General features: G+C 43.7%; 15 protein-coding genes. 9 read left to right on the top strand and 6 right to left on the bottom strand.

Annotation, left to right across the window (positions count from 1 at the left end; translation table 11 throughout):
• Positions 1 to 12 precede the first annotated feature (12 nt).
• Genes ICN47_RS11475 through ICN47_RS11485 form a run of 3 tightly spaced genes read right to left on the bottom strand, consistent with a single transcriptional unit; the run spans position 13 to position 6989 of the window.
• A complete protein-coding gene (locus ICN47_RS11475; protein WP_216220075.1) occupies positions 13 to 933 on the bottom strand; it encodes a transglutaminase family protein in 921 nt (306 codons plus the stop codon).
• 12 nt (positions 934 to 945) lie between these two features.
• Positions 946 to 3558, bottom strand: coding sequence for a circularly permuted type 2 ATP-grasp protein (locus tag ICN47_RS11480; RefSeq protein ID WP_216220076.1), 2613 nt, complete (start codon positions 3556 to 3558; stop codon positions 946 to 948).
• Between the two features lie 11 nt (positions 3559 to 3569).
• Positions 3570 to 6989 (bottom strand): DUF2126 domain-containing protein, encoded by a 3420-nt coding sequence (locus ICN47_RS11485; RefSeq protein WP_216220077.1) that lies wholly within the window; start codon positions 6987 to 6989, stop codon positions 3570 to 3572.
• A 173-nt stretch (positions 6990 to 7162) separates the two neighbouring features.
• On the opposite strand from ICN47_RS11485, the gene ICN47_RS11490 reads away from it, so the two are divergent.
• From ICN47_RS11490 to scpB, 6 genes are read left to right on the top strand one after another with little or no spacing between them, the layout of a single operon-like run.
• Positions 7163 to 7822: a glutathione S-transferase family protein gene (locus ICN47_RS11490; protein ID WP_216220078.1), complete on the top strand. Its 660-nt coding sequence runs from the start codon at positions 7163 to 7165 to the stop codon at positions 7820 to 7822.
• A gap of 2 nt (positions 7823 to 7824) precedes the next feature.
• A complete protein-coding gene (locus ICN47_RS11495; protein ID WP_216220079.1) occupies positions 7825 to 8262 on the top strand; it encodes a cupin domain-containing protein in 438 nt (145 codons plus the stop codon).
• A complete protein-coding gene (locus ICN47_RS11500; protein ID WP_216220080.1) occupies positions 8253 to 8591 on the top strand; it encodes a hypothetical protein in 339 nt (112 codons plus the stop codon). Before ICN47_RS11495 ends, ICN47_RS11500 begins: the two co-directional genes overlap by 10 nt.
• The gene (locus tag ICN47_RS11505; protein ID WP_216220081.1) at positions 8588 to 9805 is read left to right on the top strand and encodes a polyhydroxyalkanoate depolymerase; all 1218 of its coding nucleotides are present in this window, start codon (positions 8588 to 8590) and stop codon (positions 9803 to 9805) included. The genes ICN47_RS11500 and ICN47_RS11505 overlap by 4 nt, the downstream gene beginning before the upstream one ends.
• A 13-nt stretch (positions 9806 to 9818) precedes the next feature.
• On the top strand, positions 9819 to 10034 hold the full coding sequence (locus ICN47_RS11510; RefSeq protein ID WP_216220082.1) for a hypothetical protein: 216 nt from the start codon (positions 9819 to 9821) through the stop codon (positions 10032 to 10034).
• Positions 10034 to 10843 (top strand): methylmalonyl-CoA decarboxylase, encoded by an 810-nt coding sequence (gene scpB, locus ICN47_RS11515; RefSeq protein WP_216220083.1) that lies wholly within the window; start codon positions 10034 to 10036, stop codon positions 10841 to 10843. The genes ICN47_RS11510 and scpB overlap by 1 nt, the downstream gene beginning before the upstream one ends.
• Positions 10844 to 11225: 382 nt before the next feature.
• Here the strand turns inward: scpB and ICN47_RS11520 are convergent, their stop codons facing one another.
• The 3 genes from ICN47_RS11520 to ICN47_RS11530 form a co-directional block, all read right to left on the bottom strand.
• Positions 11226 to 12122, bottom strand: coding sequence for a transporter (locus tag ICN47_RS11520; RefSeq protein ID WP_216220084.1), 897 nt, complete (start codon positions 12120 to 12122; stop codon positions 11226 to 11228).
• Positions 12123 to 12368: 246 nt separating this feature from the next.
• Complete coding sequence (locus ICN47_RS11525; protein ID WP_216220085.1) at positions 12369 to 13037, bottom strand: response regulator transcription factor; 669 nt, start codon at positions 13035 to 13037, stop codon at positions 12369 to 12371.
• Positions 13034 to 14470: a sensor histidine kinase gene (locus ICN47_RS11530; RefSeq protein ID WP_216220086.1), complete on the bottom strand. Its 1437-nt coding sequence runs from the start codon at positions 14468 to 14470 to the stop codon at positions 13034 to 13036. Before ICN47_RS11530 ends, ICN47_RS11525 begins: the two co-directional genes overlap by 4 nt.
• Positions 14471 to 14655: 185 nt before the next feature.
• Here ICN47_RS11530 and ICN47_RS11535 point away from each other — a divergent pair, with 185 nt between their 5' ends.
• The 3 genes from ICN47_RS11535 to ICN47_RS11545 all read left to right on the top strand — a co-directional run bounded on the left by ICN47_RS11535 (position 14656) and on the right by ICN47_RS11545 (position 17143).
• Positions 14656 to 14850: a hypothetical protein gene (locus tag ICN47_RS11535; RefSeq protein WP_216220087.1), complete on the top strand. Its 195-nt coding sequence runs from the start codon at positions 14656 to 14658 to the stop codon at positions 14848 to 14850.
• Between the two features lie 27 nt (positions 14851 to 14877).
• Entirely contained in the window at positions 14878 to 15567 is a 690-nt protein-coding gene (locus tag ICN47_RS11540) for a MarC family protein (protein ID WP_255539008.1), read from the top strand.
• Positions 15568 to 15634: 67 nt separating this feature from the next.
• Positions 15635 to 17143, top strand: coding sequence for an amidohydrolase family protein (locus ICN47_RS11545; RefSeq protein ID WP_071466599.1), 1509 nt, complete (start codon positions 15635 to 15637; stop codon positions 17141 to 17143).
• Positions 17144 to 17154: the final 11 nt, after the last annotated feature.

Consider the following 17154-nt stretch of genomic DNA (forward strand, 5'->3'; position numbering starts at 1 on the left):
AGAGGTTAAAAATCAGTCTGCAGGCCGTACCGTAACTGCTACATCCAAAATATGATCCGCACTACCATGAATGACGCCTCTAACAGGAGATACGTCGGCATAGTCTCTGCCTTGGGCAAGATGCACATAATCCTCGCCTGGACTACTGTAGCCCCAACGGTTGTTTGTAGGATCAAGATCACACCACATTCCTGCGGATAGCTGGCCATTTGAATCAATGCTCGGTACGTAAACTGAGGCCCATGCATGTGATGCATCACCGCCAATAAGGCGAGCCTGGCCCGGCGGTGGGTTCGTTAGGATATAACCACTGATATATTTGGCCGGTAAACCAATGCTTCGTAGGGATGCTATTAAGATGTGTGCAAAATCTTGGCAAACACCTTCGCGCTTATGCAATGCCTCAAGCGCAGGCGTACCAATATCAGTGCTCTTGCTAACGTAATGAAATTCACCATAGATGCGCTGCGTCAAATCAATCGCCGCTTCTAAGATTGGCCTACTGCTTGTGAAATTAGCCCTAGCAAATTCTGCAAACTCAGGTCGAAGCGCAATAAATGGAGAGGTAAATAAAAATTCTGAAGCCGCATCCCATTGGTTATTAGAGTGATAGCGGAAATACTCTCGAACCGCTTCCCAGGGCGGCGTATCTCCAGGCTCAGGACCAGGACCAATATTGCTATTGGTTTCAATCAAAGACTTGGCGTTGATGGAAAGTTGGCTATGCCTATTTTGGAGGGAAAAAAAGGTGCAAACATTGCCATAATTGTCTAAATTTTCTTCATACCAAGCAGGTTTGGGGTTGATCTGTATCTCTGTATTGAGTACTTGCTGCGTATCCATCGACGCAGGCTTTAGATGCGCAAAATGCTGAGCTATTTCTACATTAGGATCGTAGGAATAGTGGGTTTCGTGAATAATTTCTAGCAACATAAACGGCAAACCTTAAAGCTGGACGCTATATTCATTTGAGTGAATCAGGTTAAAGTAGCGTCCGCTAATTTCATCGGAAACATTCCACGCCGACTGCGAACATTGTTGTAGACAGGCCCTCAGATTTGAAAGATTTCCATATTGATCTAAGCTTGAGAGTTGGGTTAGATCATAATTCTGGAAATTGACTACGCTACGAGTAAGCTCATCTGGATTATCTCGCTCGGTCCCGGCTAACTTTGATAATCTTGCACGCAAAGCCTTGCTAACCCATGCTAGTGAGCGGGGATTTTCATCATCCAATGCTAATAGACTAATAAGAGGAGCAAGGTCTCTACTTTGTTGGTGCTGTGCATGAAAAGTAATCGTACTATCAAACAGTTGGAGTAGGGCGATATAGCCTGAGTCATCCATATTTGGGTTATTTAAAAGCCCAAACTCAATGGCTAAATCAAGTGCTGTTGTTAAGAATGACAGCCTTTCGATATGGCGTCCAATAGATAGTAATTGCCAGCCATCATCGCGGGTCATTCTGTCGGTTTGTGCGCCAGTGATAGCAGATAACGAGCCGTTTGCTCGATTGAGTGCATCAATGGCCAGTGACGATGAAAAGTCATGGAAGGTGCTTGCTTTATGGCAATCTGCTTGAAAGTTTTCAATACAGTGGTTGATAGTGCTCCATTGCTCAGGAGATAGTCGCTCTCGCACATTTGAGGCTGTTCTCTTCATGGCTTGGAGGTTAAAGCCTACGCTAGTGACATGATCGCTAGCGTTTAATGAGTTAATCAGGGTTCTTTCAAAGATTCGATGCCGCACATCATCGGGCCCAAAATTATTTGGAACACCTTCCGGAATAAGACCATATTGATGGCAAAGTTTTTCTAGCCAAATCCATAAATTTTTGGAGGGCGTATATTCGCTATTAATCTTTTCAAGGTACAGCTTGGCTAGTCGTAAGATATTTTCGCTGCGCTCGGTATATCGACCAAACCAGTACAGATTTTCTGCTGCACGGCTAGTAACCAAACGCTTACGTAAAGTCATTCCCTTGGTCTGGACTAGTTGTTGGCTATGGGTGCCGCTATCTTGTATGTATTGAGTGCTTTGCACCCAAACATCTGCACTACTACCACCTCTTTGCATTGAAGCAATTTCTGATTCATTGGAGGCAATCCTTGCTAATCCGCCCGGGAGGACTTGCCAACTATCCGGACCATTACTTAGGGCAAAGACGCGCAGCATATAAGAATGGGGCTCGATAAGAGATGCATCATTGAGATTAAAAGCATTGAGCCATGTTGGCATTTGAGCTAACGGTATATAAGTCTGAACAGTATGTTCATCTGGCTGTCGTGTGATGCGTCCTACCCATTCATCTAATTGTGCTTGAGTTAGATCCCCTCCAAGCGTGGATTCATAGTTTTGATGGCCAGAGCTATTGGGATAGGTTGGCTTGATGGCGCTATGACCTAGGTTTGGAATGGCCGATGCTAATGCCGCACGCTCTCCACACCACCAGGTATCCATCGCAGGTAATTCGATTTTCTCATTGAGCAAGCGCTCGCTAATGGCAGGAAGAAATCCCAATAAGGCTGGCGACTCTAAGAAAGCGGATCCAGGAGCATTAGCCAAGATTACATTACCGGCTCTGATGGCTTGAAGTAAACCGGGTACACCTAGCGTGGAGTCTGAGCGTAACTCTAGTGGGTCCAAGAACTCATCGTCAAGACGTTTAAGTAAAATATGGACTGGCTCTAAACCACGTACTGTTTTTAGAAACAAGCGCTGATCGCGGACGGTTAAGTCGCCACCCTCGACTAAAGTTAATCCTAAATAACGCGCCAAATAGGCATGCTCAAAATAGGTTTCGTTGTAAGGGCCTGGGGTAAGAAGGGCGATATGAGCATTGCTACCTGCCGGACTTTCTTGTTTAAGAGTCTCAATTAAGTCGCGATAGGCGCTCGCTAATGGCGCAATATGCATCTGTTCATATGCTGCTGGAAATTGACGCGCAATTAAATTGCGGTTTTCTAGGAGGTATCCCAGGCCTGATGGCGCTTGTGTACGCTGTGATAGCACCGACCATTTTCCATTGGCGGCTCTTGCCAAATCAAAGGCGATGATGTGTAGGTGTTTTTTGCTGCATAAATTTACGCCACGCATAGAGCGCAGATAACCTGGATGACCTTGGATCAATGCAGGAGGGATATAGCCTTCTTTAAGTAAATTCTGAGGGCCATATATATCCGCAATGATGGCCTCCAATAATCGCGCTCTTTGCAGAACACCCGATTGAATTTCTTGCCATGAATCAGGATTAATGATGAGTGGAAATAGATCTACCGACCAGGGGCGTTGTGGTCCAAATTCATCAGCATAAACGTTGTAGGTAATGCCGTTATCACGGATTTGGCGATTAAGCTCTTGCGTACGTTGGTCTAAATCAGAGAGACCAGAATGACCCAATTGCTCAAAGAAGGTTTTCCAGTGCGGCAATAGTTCTGATGAATTTCCGCGCAACTCATCATAGTGACCCTCTTGGGCCTCAGGAGAGAGGCGCGCAATCTCTTCCACCAGAGTTGGATTGGCTATAGCTTTCAAGGGGTTTACGTGTGAGGAGTCCACACCCTATTGTCTCATCGACGCATATCCAGCGTAAATGGAAATTCCTTGCTACCTTGCAGATCAATATTGGCCTGTATTCCATCAATTTTTCCAGGGGTATGCCCCATGCGGAAGAATCGAGAAAGTCGTCGACTCTCGGCTTCGTAGGCATTAATTGGGAAAGTGCCGTAGTTCAGTCCGCCAGGATGGGCCACATGGTATTGACAGCCACCTATCGAGCGCTTCATCCAGGTATCGATCACATCAAAAACTAATGGCGCGTGAACGCCAATGCTTGGGTGCAAGCTAGATGGCGGATTCCATGCTTTGTAACGAACGCCAGCAACATATTCTCCGGCGGTACCAGTAGATTGAAGGGGTAAGGGTTCTCCATTGCAGGTAATGGTGTAGCGACTTTGATTGAGGCCTGTTACACGCACCTCAATTCTCTCAAGAGAAGAATCTACATATCTTGCAGTTCCACCAACGGCATTTTCTTCGCCCATGACATGCCAAGGCTCAAGACCCATGCGAAGAGTAATTTCCGTTCCCATGGTTTGCACTTGCCCAATAAGGGGGAAGCGGAACTCCAAATGAGGCGCGAACCACTCCGCTTTAAAGTCATAGCCATGAATTTGCATTTCTTTAATCACATCATCAAAGTCCATCTTAATAAAGGTAGGCAATAGACAGCGATCATGCAATTCTGTACCCCAGCGTGTAGCAGGAACAAGGTATGGCTCATCCCAGAAGCGTGCAATCAATCCCCGGATAAGAAGTTGCTGAACAATACTCATGTGAGCATGCGGTGGCATTTCAAATGCGCGTAACTCTAGTAATCCCAAGCGACCCGTTTGACTATCGGGTGAATACATTTTGTCGATGCAGAATTCGCTTCGGTGGGTGTTACCTGTCACATCAATCAAAATATTTCGTAAAGTCCTGTCAACCATCCACGGCGGCATGCTTTGACCATATTTTTTACGATTTTCATGAATTTCTTTGAGTGCAATCTCTAGTTCATAGAGTTGATCGTTGCGCGCCTCATCCACGCGGGGTGCTTGGCTAGTTGGGCCAATAAACATCCCGCTAAAAAGATAGCTCAGACTGGGGTGGTTGTGCCAATATAAAATGAGGCTAGCCAATAACTCTGGTTTGCGCAAGAATGGGCTATCGATCGGGGTGGCGCCACCCATCACAAAGTGATTTCCACCGCCAGTTCCAGTATGCCTGCCATCAGTCATGAATTTTTCTGCTGATAGACGGGATTCAAACGCAGCTTGATACAAGAACTCGGTATGAGAAACCAACTCATTCCAGTTATGGGCTGGATGAATGTTGACTTCAATCACACCGGGATCGGGTGTCACCTGTAAGAGCTTAATTCTTGGATCGCGGGGCGGTGTATATCCTTCAATGACGATTTGAAATTGAAGTTCCTCTGCTGTTGCTTCTACGGCATTCAATAGATTGAGATAGTCTTCAAGTCGAGATAGTGGTGGCATAAAGACGTACAGCACACCACTCTTACCACCATGATCATTTTCAGCTGCCGGACCATTTGAACGCATTGGGTCACGCGTTTCTACGCACAATGCTGTTCGGGTAATCCAAGCTGCTGACTCTTGGCGCTGTGGATGGCGAACTTCCTGCGACTGACTCCAAATAGTTTTGCCAGAATGTGAGGTCGACTTGCCCTGTGTTCCCGTTGGACTATTCAATGAAGGGGGCTGCTGAAGGACAACAGGTGCACTGGTCGGCAACGGAGGACGTGGAGCAAAAGGATCTTGTTCGATTAAATAGGGGTAATCTGCTTTATTAGTCCAAGGCAAAGAGTCTAGCGGTAGACGATAGCCCATTGGTGAATCACCGGGTAATAAATAGAGGCGATCTTCTCGATATAGCCAGGCGCCTGTTTTCCATTGGGTATCAAAGTAGTTCCGGCCTGCGTCTGCCTCGATTGGAAGTACGTAACCAATGACGGAGTCGAGTTTCTGAGTAAATACCCGCTTTAAGCGTGTGCGCTCCATCTCGTCATCTAAGTTTGACTTAAAAGGATCTACATTGACTGGTAATTTAGATTCTCTCCAGAGATAGTAAAAAATATCCTCGTAGGCTGGCTCAATAAATTTATCAACTAAACCTAAATTTTTTGAGAGGGTGCGAACGAATTTTTCCGCATCTTTGCTAGTATATTTAATAGGGTCACGTTCATCCGCAAAAAGTTTCGGATTTTTCCAGATGGGTTGACCATCTGCTCTCCAATAAATTGAGAGTGCCCAACGCGGAAGTTGTTCGCCTGGATACCACTTGCCTTGCCCGTAATGTAAAAATCCACCATCACCATATTCCTTGCGCAGTTTCTCAACAAGTTCAGTGGCGTAAGCGCGTTTAGTGGGGCCTAGTGCATCTATATTCCATTCTCGTTCATCACGTCCATTGACAGAAACAAAGGTGGGTTCGCCACCCATGGTGAGTCGAACGTCGCCAGCGATTAATTTTTGATCTACTTTGTGGCCCAGATCAACGATGGCTTGCCATTGATCTTCGGTATAGGGTTTAGTAACACGTGGCGACTCATAAATCCGAGTGACCTCCATTGTGTGTTTGAACTGCACTTCACACTCATCGACGCCACCTTCAATTGGTGCGGCACCTGAGGGTTCTGGCGTGCAAGCTACAGGAATATGACCTTCACCAGCAAAGAGTCCAGAAGTAGGGTCTAAACCGATCCAGCCAGCACCTGGCAAATACACTTCACACCATGCATGTAGATCCGTGAAATCAACTTCGGTACCGCTAGGACCATCGAGTGACTTAACGTCAGGCTTTAATTGAATGAGGTAGCCAGAAACAAAACGGGATGCCAGTCCACAAAGACGCAAAATATTGACCATTAACCATGCTGAGTCACGACAGGAGCCGCTACCTAAATCCAGGGTTTCATCAGGCGTTTGAACCCCAGGCTCCATGCGAATAAGGTAGTTGATATCAGTGTGGACTTTTTGATTGAGTGCAACCAAAAAGTCAATCGTGCGTCTAGGGCTTCGATCGACTGATTTCAGATACTTATTTAAAGTTGCATTACGCATTCTCCCTAAATAGGGGCGCAATTCTTTCTTTAGATCTTTACTGTAGGTAAAAGGATATTCTTCGGCATCTGGCTCTAGGAAGAAATCAAATGGGTTGTATACCGCCATCTCAGTAACAAGATCTACAGTGACCTTAAAGCGTGTCGTTTTCTCTGGAAAGACTAGGCGCGCTTGGTAGTTTGCAAATGGATCTTGTTGCCAGTTGATAAAGTGATCCGCTGGCTCAATTTTGAGAGAGTAAGAAAGAATATGGCTTCTGCAGTGTGGGGCAGGTCGCAGGCGAATGACTTGGGGGCCGAGGTTGACAGGGCGGTCATACTCATATTCGGTTACGTGGTGTAGGGAGGCATGTATAGACATGAATCAAAGTCTATAAGTTCCCCACAAGGGTGCATTATTGCGTCGCACAAGATTAGTGCGCTAAAGGAGGGTATGCCCAAAATTGGGCAAAAGTCGTCAAAAAAAGGGCATTCCCTTCAAAGGGGCTAGTAAAGAAGGAATAAGTTGTAGTTGCGCACCCTTAGAAAGTTGATATGCCCAAGCAAACAACCCTAACCATTAGTAGTAAAAATTACTCTTCATGGTCGCTGCGTGGCTGGCTGATGCTCAAATTATCGGGCCTGCCATTTCAGGAAGTACAAGTACATCCTGATGATGTTGATAACCGTGCTGAGCTCTTATTGCTCTCCCCATCTATTTTAGTTCCTAGATTAGATCATGATGGTTGTAAAGTCTGGGACACGATGGCCATCGGTGAGTATCTTAATGAACTCAATCCTAAGGCTCATTTATTACCAAGCGATCCTATTGCAAGAGCGCATTGCCGTTCGATTTGTGGTGAGATGCATTCGGGCTTCTCTGCACTACGCGCCTCTTTACCTATGAATATCAAAGCCAAATTTGATTCTTTCAAGGTGTGGTCCAAAGCCCAAATCGATATCAATCGAATTTTGATCATATGGCAAGACTGCCTCTCTACCTATGGTGGACCTTTCTTATTTGGGAAAGAGCCCACCTTGGCTGATGCGATGTTTGCACCAGTCGTTACTAGATTCCTGACTTACAACATTGAATTGGATGGAGCCTGTAGTCAGTATTGCCAGCACATCATGGCTCTGCCTGAAATGAAGGAATGGGTGATGGGCGCCCTAGAAGAACCCGATGACATCGAAGAACTGGAAGTGGAGTTTTAATCATGAATGCACCAGTAAAGTTTAAAAGTGATACCGATTTTTCTCATATCAAGCCTGAGCATACGGAGTTCTTGCCTGGAGGTCTTCGTGATTTTTTTCACTACCGCGATTTAGGAGTGGCTAAGGCCACTAAAGGTAAAGTCATTGCACATTTAGTAAAGGCAAATCTGCCCCCAGAGGATGGAACTGGTTGGCATTACCACGTGGCTGATTTTCAAATTGTCATCATGACTAAAGGCTGGGCTAAGTTCATGTATGAAGATAAGGTCACCTTGGTAGAAGCGGGTGATGTGGTTCACCAAATGCCCGGTATTGTTCACTATCTTTTTGATTATTCCCCTGACATGGAATATATAGAGATTGTTGGTCCAGCTGACTTTGGTACCGTGCCTGTGTCGGTAGGGCCTGCTGAGGTGCCTGGAGTTACACCATGGAAGTGATTAAAAATAATCCGCTAGCATCTGATTTTGCTGTCTTATTTCAGCGGATTATGACGCTAGCTAAAGAGCTTGATGGAATGCGTGAGTATTACCGCGAGCTCTATCAAAAAATTGAGTCTGGAGAGATCTCTATTGAGGATGAACAATCACTCGATCTTCTAAAGACTTTCAATGTGGCTGGTTTCGTAAATTTATCAATTGTTTCTGCGCGTGCTGCGCAAACTGCGGCCATCATTGCGAATGATGTTTCTTTGAGTCGAGTATTTGATCCTACGCTCAAAATCACCGAACGAGCCTTACGTCATATAGAAAGTGGTGCTCATAGATGATGTATAAGGCATATCAAACTTTTGCAAATTTGCACAACCCTATGCGGCTATTTGCTAAAGCCTCGGAGCGCGTTTCCAATAATTGGTTTGGAAACTTCAGTCTAAATCCTATGCAGCGATTAGCAGCCCATTATGAGCAAATTGCATTGTTGGGATTTACGCACTCTAGACCAGACTTCAAGATTAAATCCATCATTGATTCATTTGGCGTTGAGCAGATGGTGGAAGAGGAATTAGTGCATTCGACACACTTTTGTAATTTGGTGCGCTTTATAAAACCTGGGATAGAAGGTCAGCCAAAAATCTTGTTGGTAGCACCAATGTCAGGCCATTTTGCGACTTTATTGGCCGGGACCATCAAAACCCTACTAAGAGACCATGATGTTTACGTGACTGATTGGCTCAATATTCGTGACATTCCAGTAAGTTGTGGCGAGTTTGATTTTGATGCCTACGTAGAGCACATTATTAACTTTTTAAAAGTAATTGGACCCCAAACGCATTTGATGGCAGTATGCCAGCCGACTGTTGCATGCTTGGCGGCGACTGCCGTGATGTCTGAAGATAAAAGTCCTTATGTGCCTGCCAGCCTGACCTTAATGGCTGGGCCCGTTGATGTGAGTATGAATCCAACCAAGGTGAATGAATTGGCAACAAGTAAGCCAATTACATGGTTTGAAGATAGGCTGATTGGCATTATTCCAAGTCAATTTGGCGGTACCGGACGCAAGGTATATCCGGGTTTTTTGCAGCTCATGGCATTTATCAGTATGAATCCCGATCGCCATGCGGAATCATTTAGGAAGCTTTATGAGTACCGTATCAGTGGCGAGGATGAAAAAGCAGATGTTATTCATGATTTTTATGAAGAGTATTTTGCAATCATGGATTTATCTGCCCCATTCTATTTAGAGACTATTCAAAAGGTTTTTATAGATCGCGATTTAGCGGCGGGAACATTGACTTATCACGGTCGTTTAGTCAATCCCAAGCTAATTAAAAAAACTTTCTTACTTACGGTAGAAGGTGAGCGTGATGATATTTGCGGCATTGGCCAAACTTTAGCTGCACAAGATCTGTGTAATGGCCTGCCGGGATATATGAAGGCACATCATCTCCAAGCAGGTGTGGGTCATTACGGCGTCTTTAATGGAAAACGCTGGGATGGACAAATTTATCCCGTGGTCCGTAACCATATTCAGTCGGCTCTTTAATTTAGGAGGAATTATGTACGTCTATGTCACTCGTAACATTATTGCCAGAATACGTCGTCAGGACGGAACGGATAAGGGGTGTAAGCCGCTAATTCCTGGAAAGTATCAGGCGAATAAGACGAATGATGGCGCATTGGAAATTCTTCAAAATCCAGGTGAGCCTGTTTATCTTTTGCCATTTATCTGGTGGGAAAAAATGGAACTTGGCGACATCTTGATTGCAGCCTAATGAATTATCAATACATCAAAACCGAGCAGGCAGACTTAATCGCTACCATTCGTTTCAATCACTACGATAAGCGAAACGCTCTGAGCGAATGTCTTATCGAAGAGATGCACCACGCCATAGAGGTTTTTGGAAAAGAGGATGTACGGGTTCTTGTGCTCAGGTCAGATCAAAAGAATAAGGTTTGGTCGGCAGGGCATGATGTAATGGAGCTGCCAAGGTCTGAGCGTGATCCCTTGCCAGCAGACGATCCTGTCATGGTGCTTCTCAAATCTATTCGCGCCTTTCGGGCTCCGGTAATTGCGATGGTGGATGGATCTGTTTGGGGCGCATCCACAGACTTAATCATGAGTTGTGACATTGCAATAGGGGACCATGACTCTACATTTGCGATCACTCCGGCTAAATTAGGGCTGCCATATACCGCAAGTGGAATATTGCATTTCATGTCAAGAATGCCGCTAAACGTTGTGAAAGAAATGTTTTTAACTGCCGATCCTATTGGTGCAGATCGAGCATTGCAAATTGGTATCCTCAATCACTTATATGTTTCTGGCGAGCTCGAAGCTAAAACTTATCAAATGGCTAGAACGATTGCAAAAAGATCGCCTCAAGCAAATTCTGTTCTGAAGGCTCAAGCTCAAATGTTATCTGATGCAGCCGTTATGAATCCTGCAGTATTCGAGCATCTTCAGTCATTACGTAAGAATGTTTATATGGGAAGCGACTATAAGGAGGGCATCACAGCATTCTTAGAAAAGCGTGAGCCAGTCTTTGGGCAAGCGGATGGCGCTAAATCTCCTCTTGCTTGATTCGCTTATGAGGGTTACGCCATTAAATCTTAAGTATCAATCAGAGTCGGTTGTATGCCAACGGATATAAAAACCGTTGCTCTACATTCTTCAGTCTCTGTAATGAAAAAGCCCCTGGATATACGTTCAAGGGCTTTATTTTTGGTGGGTCGGGCGAGATTCGAACTCGCGACCAACGGATTAAAAGACTTAAGAATTGTGCTGAACAGTAGCTAAAACATTTACTTAAACCTGCCAAGAAAGTCATATGATATTGGCGATGAGTTTTGTGGAGTCGATTGGGTTTAGATGGTGAACGATTGGTTTCGACATTGGCTTGTCGGGTAAACCGACGAAATTAAGGTGGTAGCTTTGGAGTAAATATGGGCCGCCAGGTGAAGCGCTAAAACTCTTTCATAAACCGTAATGTAAATACGCGGGTTTGTATGAGTCCATTTTGAATCCCCATATCTCGCCCATACTGCAGAGAGAATCTGCCAATATCTGTATGCATTAGGCTGCTTAGCATAAAGCGCTGGGTATTGATGACATTGTTTTGGTAGACGTTATTAATTGTGGTCGCACCACCTGCTACGTAGTAGTACTGAGCGGATACCGTGAATATTTGATTTATCTTATAAATCGGGCCAGCTTGGGTGGTGGTAACCGGTTTTTGATTTAAAGCAACATTGGTTGAAGACAGGCATGCCACCGAGCACTGACTATTGCCGCCATAAAACATGGTGTCAATTGCAAACATGCCGTCAAGATCACCAATTATTTTTTGCTGGTAACCCATTTGAATATCGGTTGTGTAACGATTGCCACCCATGTTGAAGGGTTGCATGCTTGAGTAGCCCCCAGTAGGAATCGTGACATATGCCGCTAAGCCCAAATAGGTGCGAGTCTCTCTATTAAAGTAGGGCCAAACTGCTGTTGCTAAAGTAACATCCCCAACTCCCGTATCTGAAGGCATTCCAGATAAAGAGCCTGCAGGTCTGACGGATCCATAAGGCAGCTGTACAAAAGAAGCGGCCGGGTGATTTGCAAGGGTATAGGTGCCGGTTAGTTTGGCGATGACACTTTGAGCATCCAATACAGGGCTGCCAAATTGCTTTGAAGAGACTACGGAACCATTTTTATAGAAAGTAGAGTTTTCAGTATTGAAGTATGTGACCTGTGCATAACGTTTATCAGGTAATGGCGCAACAATATCGTTTGGTTGGAGGTCAACTCCCCAGCCCAATAAAGGGTAGAGCAGTGGGGCGCAATAGAGGGATCTTTTTAGGGATTGCTTCATTAATTCTGATGGGGGTGCTGCTTAAAAGGGATATTGTAAATTGACTGTGTTTTGGCGGTTTATCACGATACTGGCTTATCCAAACTTAGGGATCTGGGTATGAAAGCCCTGCAGAGCGAGATTCGAACTCGCGACCAACGGGCTTAAAGAGGTTCGATTGGCTCAGATAAGAGTGTCACGAGACGTGACGCTGGTTTATCGGGTTAACCGACTAGTCGACTGGCAACTTTCGGCCAATGGTAGACCCTAGCCATGATTATCAGTTTTAGTATTGACTAAAGCAGAAATTGATTGGCGATGCTCATCACAGAATAACGCTAGCTCAACCAGTGTATTGAGATTAAGTTTATTTTTTAAGAAATTTCTATACATCTTGACGGTGCTTATGGATATACCTAGCATTTGCGCAACTTCTATTTGTTTATGCCCCTTTCCAAGTAAAAGTAAGACTTGCGCTTCTCTACTGGTTATGGGAATTGGAGTATCAGCATGTTTACCTGCTGAAGAGCCTGATGAATCTTCATCCCTTATTTCTGCTATTTCAGTGAATAATGATTTTAGTGTTGAGCTAATTTGTGCAGCGCTAAATGGTTTCAGAACAAAGTCAACAGCACCCCCATGCCAGGCTTCAATGATATCGGCCTGATTTGCGTTGCCGCTCATAAAAATAATGGGGTGGATAATCTTTAGCTGCTGAAGTTGATTCAATAGCTCCATGCCATTCATATCTGGCATTTGTAAATCTAGCAAAATACAAGTTGGAGATCCATTTTCAAATGCGAGTTGGTTTATTGCTGCCAATATTGACTTAGCTGAATCAAAGCATTGCACTTCATAATCATAAGAGAGCCATTCAAATAAACCACGTCTCACCTCTTTGTCGTCATCAACAACTAAAACTCTGCAATTTTTCATGATTTAACTTGGGACAAGGGGATGGCGATAGTGAAATTTGCACCTCCACCAGAGTTGTTCGATGCAGTAATAGTGCCCTTATGTTTATCTATGATGGTTTTAGAGAGCCACAAGCCAATTCCAAGTCCAGATCCTTTTGAGGATTTATATAAGTCAAAAATGATTGGTAACAGCTCGCTCCTAATTCCTATACCCGTATCTTGAACAGATACCATTGCATTTTTATCATCTTGCCATATAGAAATGGTGATTTCTTTATTAGGTAAGTTAGTTTCAGAAATCGATTCAATAGAATTATTCAAGAGATTAATTAGCACTTGCTGAATCTGAATTGGATCTGCATCAATTATCGGCTTAGATTGATAATTTTTAGTTAAGGTAATTTTTGGAGAATGAAGATTGAAATTTAGGATTTCAATGAGCTCATCTGTAATGCTAGCCAGATCAACAGAAGCTAATTGGCTATTCTGAGATTTAAATAGTTGCCTCAGGTTTTTGACTAAAACAGATAGTCTATTAATCTGTGAGCCGATGTTATCGAGCGACTTTATGGATCTCGTATTGTCTGTATTGATGCTGAGGTCTCTTTTAACGGCCTCAGTTTGAAGGGCGATACTTGTTAGTGGCTGGCTAAGTTCATGTGAAAGTGAGGATGCAAGTGCGCTAACTCCGATCATCCTGTTGGAGTTTATGAGATTTTGGAGCAACTGCTCTTTCTCATTAATTAAATTAAAAAGGTTCCTATTTAAGAAGTTAATCCCTGTATTGCCCATACTAACCCAGCTTATACGTAAGGACTGGTAGGTAATGTAGCGAAATACATTTAACGTTAAGTAGATTGCAAAAAATATAACGATGGAGCTTGTAACATTGGGGTTTCTTGGGGCGATAGGATCTGAGGTGAAGAAGCTAATAAAGCGAATCATGGATATTAAGCCCACGCCAATTTGTAAATAGGAAATTAATTTAAGAAACTGGTTACGTTTCAAATCTATATCAATACTTGTCCTACAGACGTAAGCAGCAATAAAAGCAAGTAAAGCAGAGACGCTACACTGGAATGCAATTGGTGAAGTGGCACCTAAATTAACCCGCGCATATTCCATAAAAATGCAGTAGATAGCACTAAGAAGAATTAAAAGATATAGCTTTTTAAAGTTTACTTTTCGATCAAGTCCATAGATGCTAAAAATGAGCACAATTTCAGAGGTGATGACTAGAAAATTAGACAGAAAAAATAGCCATGGCACAGCGTAACTTGAATCTTGTTTTGCTAGAAAATTAAGACCGACAACTCCGAGCATCAATATCTCTACCGCAAGGAATAGCATTGCCGAAGCATCAAACTTCCCTCTAAATGTGAAGTAAAGCGTTGTTGCTGTACCAAGAGTAATGAAGCTATAGATGATGATAAGCACGCTAATGGGTTGCATGAAGCCGTTTTCCTTTAAAAGTGCTTATTTCAAATCCAATTTCAACCACATCAATCCTATGTAAATGAATAATGCCCCAATTTGGGGATAGGCATATCTAATTTAGTTTAAGTAGATATTAACTTGAAAACAATGCCCCATTTTGTAAGCCATAAAGCACTACATACTTTAGTACATAGTACTTTATGGTGTATTTCTTTATTGATAGTGCTGTTATTTTTCTGACATGGCAAGGAATGATTGGCGTGGGCAAGACTTTTGACAAATGGATAGACGTTTCCTTGGCCTATCGCGCCTTGTATTACGGCATGAGTAGTAACGGCCTTTTGCAAAAAACAACTATGAAGGGACCCCAATTGGCGGCTTCTTTTAACTTTTAAAAAATTACCTACCGTTGGGGGCTTTGAATGGTAATGATTTCAGTTGCTTTTGGAAGTTTTGTAGCTGTGTTTACAGCCTTATTCCCAGTGATTAACCCATTGGGTGATGGGCCAATTTTTCTTAATATGGTTCAAGGTTGTTCTAAAGAGGTTAAGAACAGATTGGCGCTTAGTGTAAGTATTTATTGTTTCATCTTATTGCTAACTTCAATGCTAATTGGAACTCAGTTGCTGATGTTCTTTGGGATTTCGTTGCCAGCCCTAAAGTTAGCAGGTGGTGCGGTTGTCATTGGAATGGGGTGGGGCTTACTTAATCAGAAAAGCTCAAGTAAAGGTGATGATGATTCTGCTGGAATCACAGATGCTAATGCAAGTAGTAATGCCTTTTTCCCACTAACTCTTCCTCTTACAGCTGGGCCTGGGTCCATCGCAACAGCAATTTCTTTGGTAGCTGGCTATCAAGATGGTAGATCCCTAGATCTTTTTAAGGAAATGCCCGCAGTAGTTGGAACGGTACTTGCTTTATTTGCTCTTTCTCTAGTGATTTATGTGATTTATCGAGAATCCTCCCTCATTCAGAGAGCATTGGGTCCCGCAGGCACAAATGCAATCATGCGCCTTTTCGCATTCATATTGCTTGCAATTGGAGTCCAAATTTTCATAGGTGGAGTACAGGGTTTCTCGACTGAGGTATTTAGTGCGCTTCATACTCATTAATTGAATAACCCATTACCAATAACTTGAACTTATATATCAATTAACTAATTTTAAGAAAGACACGGACATGACTAACGCTAATTTTGATTTGGTAATTTGCAATGGCCATATTGTTGATCCAGATTCTGGATGGGATGGACTGGGTAATGTGGGCGTTAATCAAGGGAAAATTGCTGCAATATCGAAGGATCCGCTTAAGGGTGTAAAAACAATTGATGCTACTGGGTTATTTGTAGCTCCTGGATTTATTGACTTGCACGCTCATGGGCAATTTACTAGCGCTAACTGGATGCAAGCATTTGATGGAGTTACAACAGCCTTAGAGTTGGAGTTAGGGATGCTGCCCATTGCGCAATACTATGAAAACCTTCAAAAAGAAGGTCGGCCGCTAAATTACGGTGCCTCAGCCTCCTGTGTGATGGCTCGTGTTAGTGCCTTCGAAAAGGAGGTTCCACAACCAACTCTAGGCTGGGCTCTTGAGTCCATGGATAAAAGCGACTGGCAATATGATATTGCAACAGCCGATCAACTTAAAACTATCTTAAGTGAAGTTGAGCAGGGCCTTAAAGATGGCGGAATTGGAATCGGCGTTAATGCTGGCTATGCTCCGGGTTTAGGTTACAAGGAATACTATCAATTAGCTGAGCTTGCTAAAAAATACGATGTGCCCACATTTACGCATGTACGCTACTTTAGTACCAGTGAACCTGAAAGTACATTTCAAGCGATTGAAGAGCTAATTGGCCTGTCATTCAATCCCGGCGCTCATATGCATATTTGCCACTTGAATAGCGTATCAATGCGCGATATTGGTGATATTGAGAATATGGTCTCTGAAGCCAAGAAAAATGGCGCAAATATTTCTGTTGAAGCATATCCATACGGTGCTTTCAGTACGGTAGTTGGCGCTGCATTTTTGATGTTACCTAACTGGGCAGAAAGATTAGGCGGTCTGCAAGCAAGCGATATTGAATATAACGGTCTTCCGCTAAACGATAGTTCGTTGCCGGCAATGCAGAAGGCAGATCCTGGCAATATTATTGTCTGCCATTTTTTACGCCCTGAAACCAATCCTCAAGATGCTGACGATTTGGCAAAATCTGTTCTATTTCCGGGTGGTGCAATCGCTAGCGATGCAATGCCATGGATGACATCAGGGCCCGACGTTAAAGTTCCTACATTTATTGAGGAGGGGGTATGGCCTTTACCAGATGATGCCTATTCTCATCCAAGAAGTTGTGGCACTTTTGCGAGATTTATTAAAATGTATGTTCGCGATGCCAAGAGTATTCCATTGCTAGAAGCTATTCGTAAAACGTCTTTGATTCCAGCGCAAATTCTTGAAAAATCTACGCCTCAAATGACCCAAAAAGGGCGCCTCAAGGTCGGAGCTGATGCTGATATTGTGGTGTTCGATCTGAACCAAGTGGAGGACCGTGGTACGTTTGTGAAGCCAAACCAGGTATCGACTGGGATGGTTCATGTAATAGTGAACGGGACTCTACTTATTGAGAATGGAAATTTAGATGTGAAGGTGCGCCCAGGTCGTCCAGTGCGACGACCAATTGCTGCCTAATATGCTCTAGA

Origin of the sequence: Polynucleobacter sp. AP-Latsch-80-C2 (genome assembly GCF_018882185.1) — a bacterium.
Classification (GTDB): domain Bacteria; phylum Pseudomonadota; class Gammaproteobacteria; order Burkholderiales; family Burkholderiaceae; genus Polynucleobacter.

What these genes read in the sequence shown, in the direction of transcription:
- ICN47_RS11510 (WP_216220082.1), top strand. Translation starts at nt 9,819, where the DNA reads ATGTACGTCTATGTCACTCGTAACATTATTGCCAGAATACGTCGTCAG.
- ICN47_RS11525 (WP_216220085.1), bottom strand. Translation starts at nt 13,037, where the DNA reads ATGAAAAATTGCAGAGTTTTAGTTGTTGATGACGACAAAGAGGTGAGA.
- ICN47_RS11535 (WP_216220087.1), top strand. Translation starts at nt 14,656, where the DNA reads ATGGTGTATTTCTTTATTGATAGTGCTGTTATTTTTCTGACATGGCAA.
- ICN47_RS11490 (WP_216220078.1), top strand. Translation starts at nt 7,163, where the DNA reads ATGCCCAAGCAAACAACCCTAACCATTAGTAGTAAAAATTACTCTTCA.
- scpB (WP_216220083.1), top strand. Translation starts at nt 10,034, where the DNA reads ATGAATTATCAATACATCAAAACCGAGCAGGCAGACTTAATCGCTACC.
- ICN47_RS11505 (WP_216220081.1), top strand. Translation starts at nt 8,588, where the DNA reads ATGATGTATAAGGCATATCAAACTTTTGCAAATTTGCACAACCCTATG.
- ICN47_RS11540 (WP_255539008.1), top strand. Translation starts at nt 14,878, where the DNA reads ATGGTAATGATTTCAGTTGCTTTTGGAAGTTTTGTAGCTGTGTTTACA.
- ICN47_RS11485 (WP_216220077.1), bottom strand. Translation starts at nt 6,989, where the DNA reads ATGTCTATACATGCCTCCCTACACCACGTAACCGAATATGAGTATGAC.
- ICN47_RS11495 (WP_216220079.1), top strand. Translation starts at nt 7,825, where the DNA reads ATGAATGCACCAGTAAAGTTTAAAAGTGATACCGATTTTTCTCATATC.
- ICN47_RS11475 (WP_216220075.1), bottom strand. Translation starts at nt 933, where the DNA reads ATGTTGCTAGAAATTATTCACGAAACCCACTATTCCTACGATCCTAAT.
- ICN47_RS11520 (WP_216220084.1), bottom strand. Translation starts at nt 12,122, where the DNA reads ATGAAGCAATCCCTAAAAAGATCCCTCTATTGCGCCCCACTGCTCTAC.
- ICN47_RS11500 (WP_216220080.1), top strand. Translation starts at nt 8,253, where the DNA reads ATGGAAGTGATTAAAAATAATCCGCTAGCATCTGATTTTGCTGTCTTA.
- ICN47_RS11530 (WP_216220086.1), bottom strand. Translation starts at nt 14,470, where the DNA reads ATGCAACCCATTAGCGTGCTTATCATCATCTATAGCTTCATTACTCTT.
- ICN47_RS11545 (WP_071466599.1), top strand. Translation starts at nt 15,635, where the DNA reads ATGACTAACGCTAATTTTGATTTGGTAATTTGCAATGGCCATATTGTT.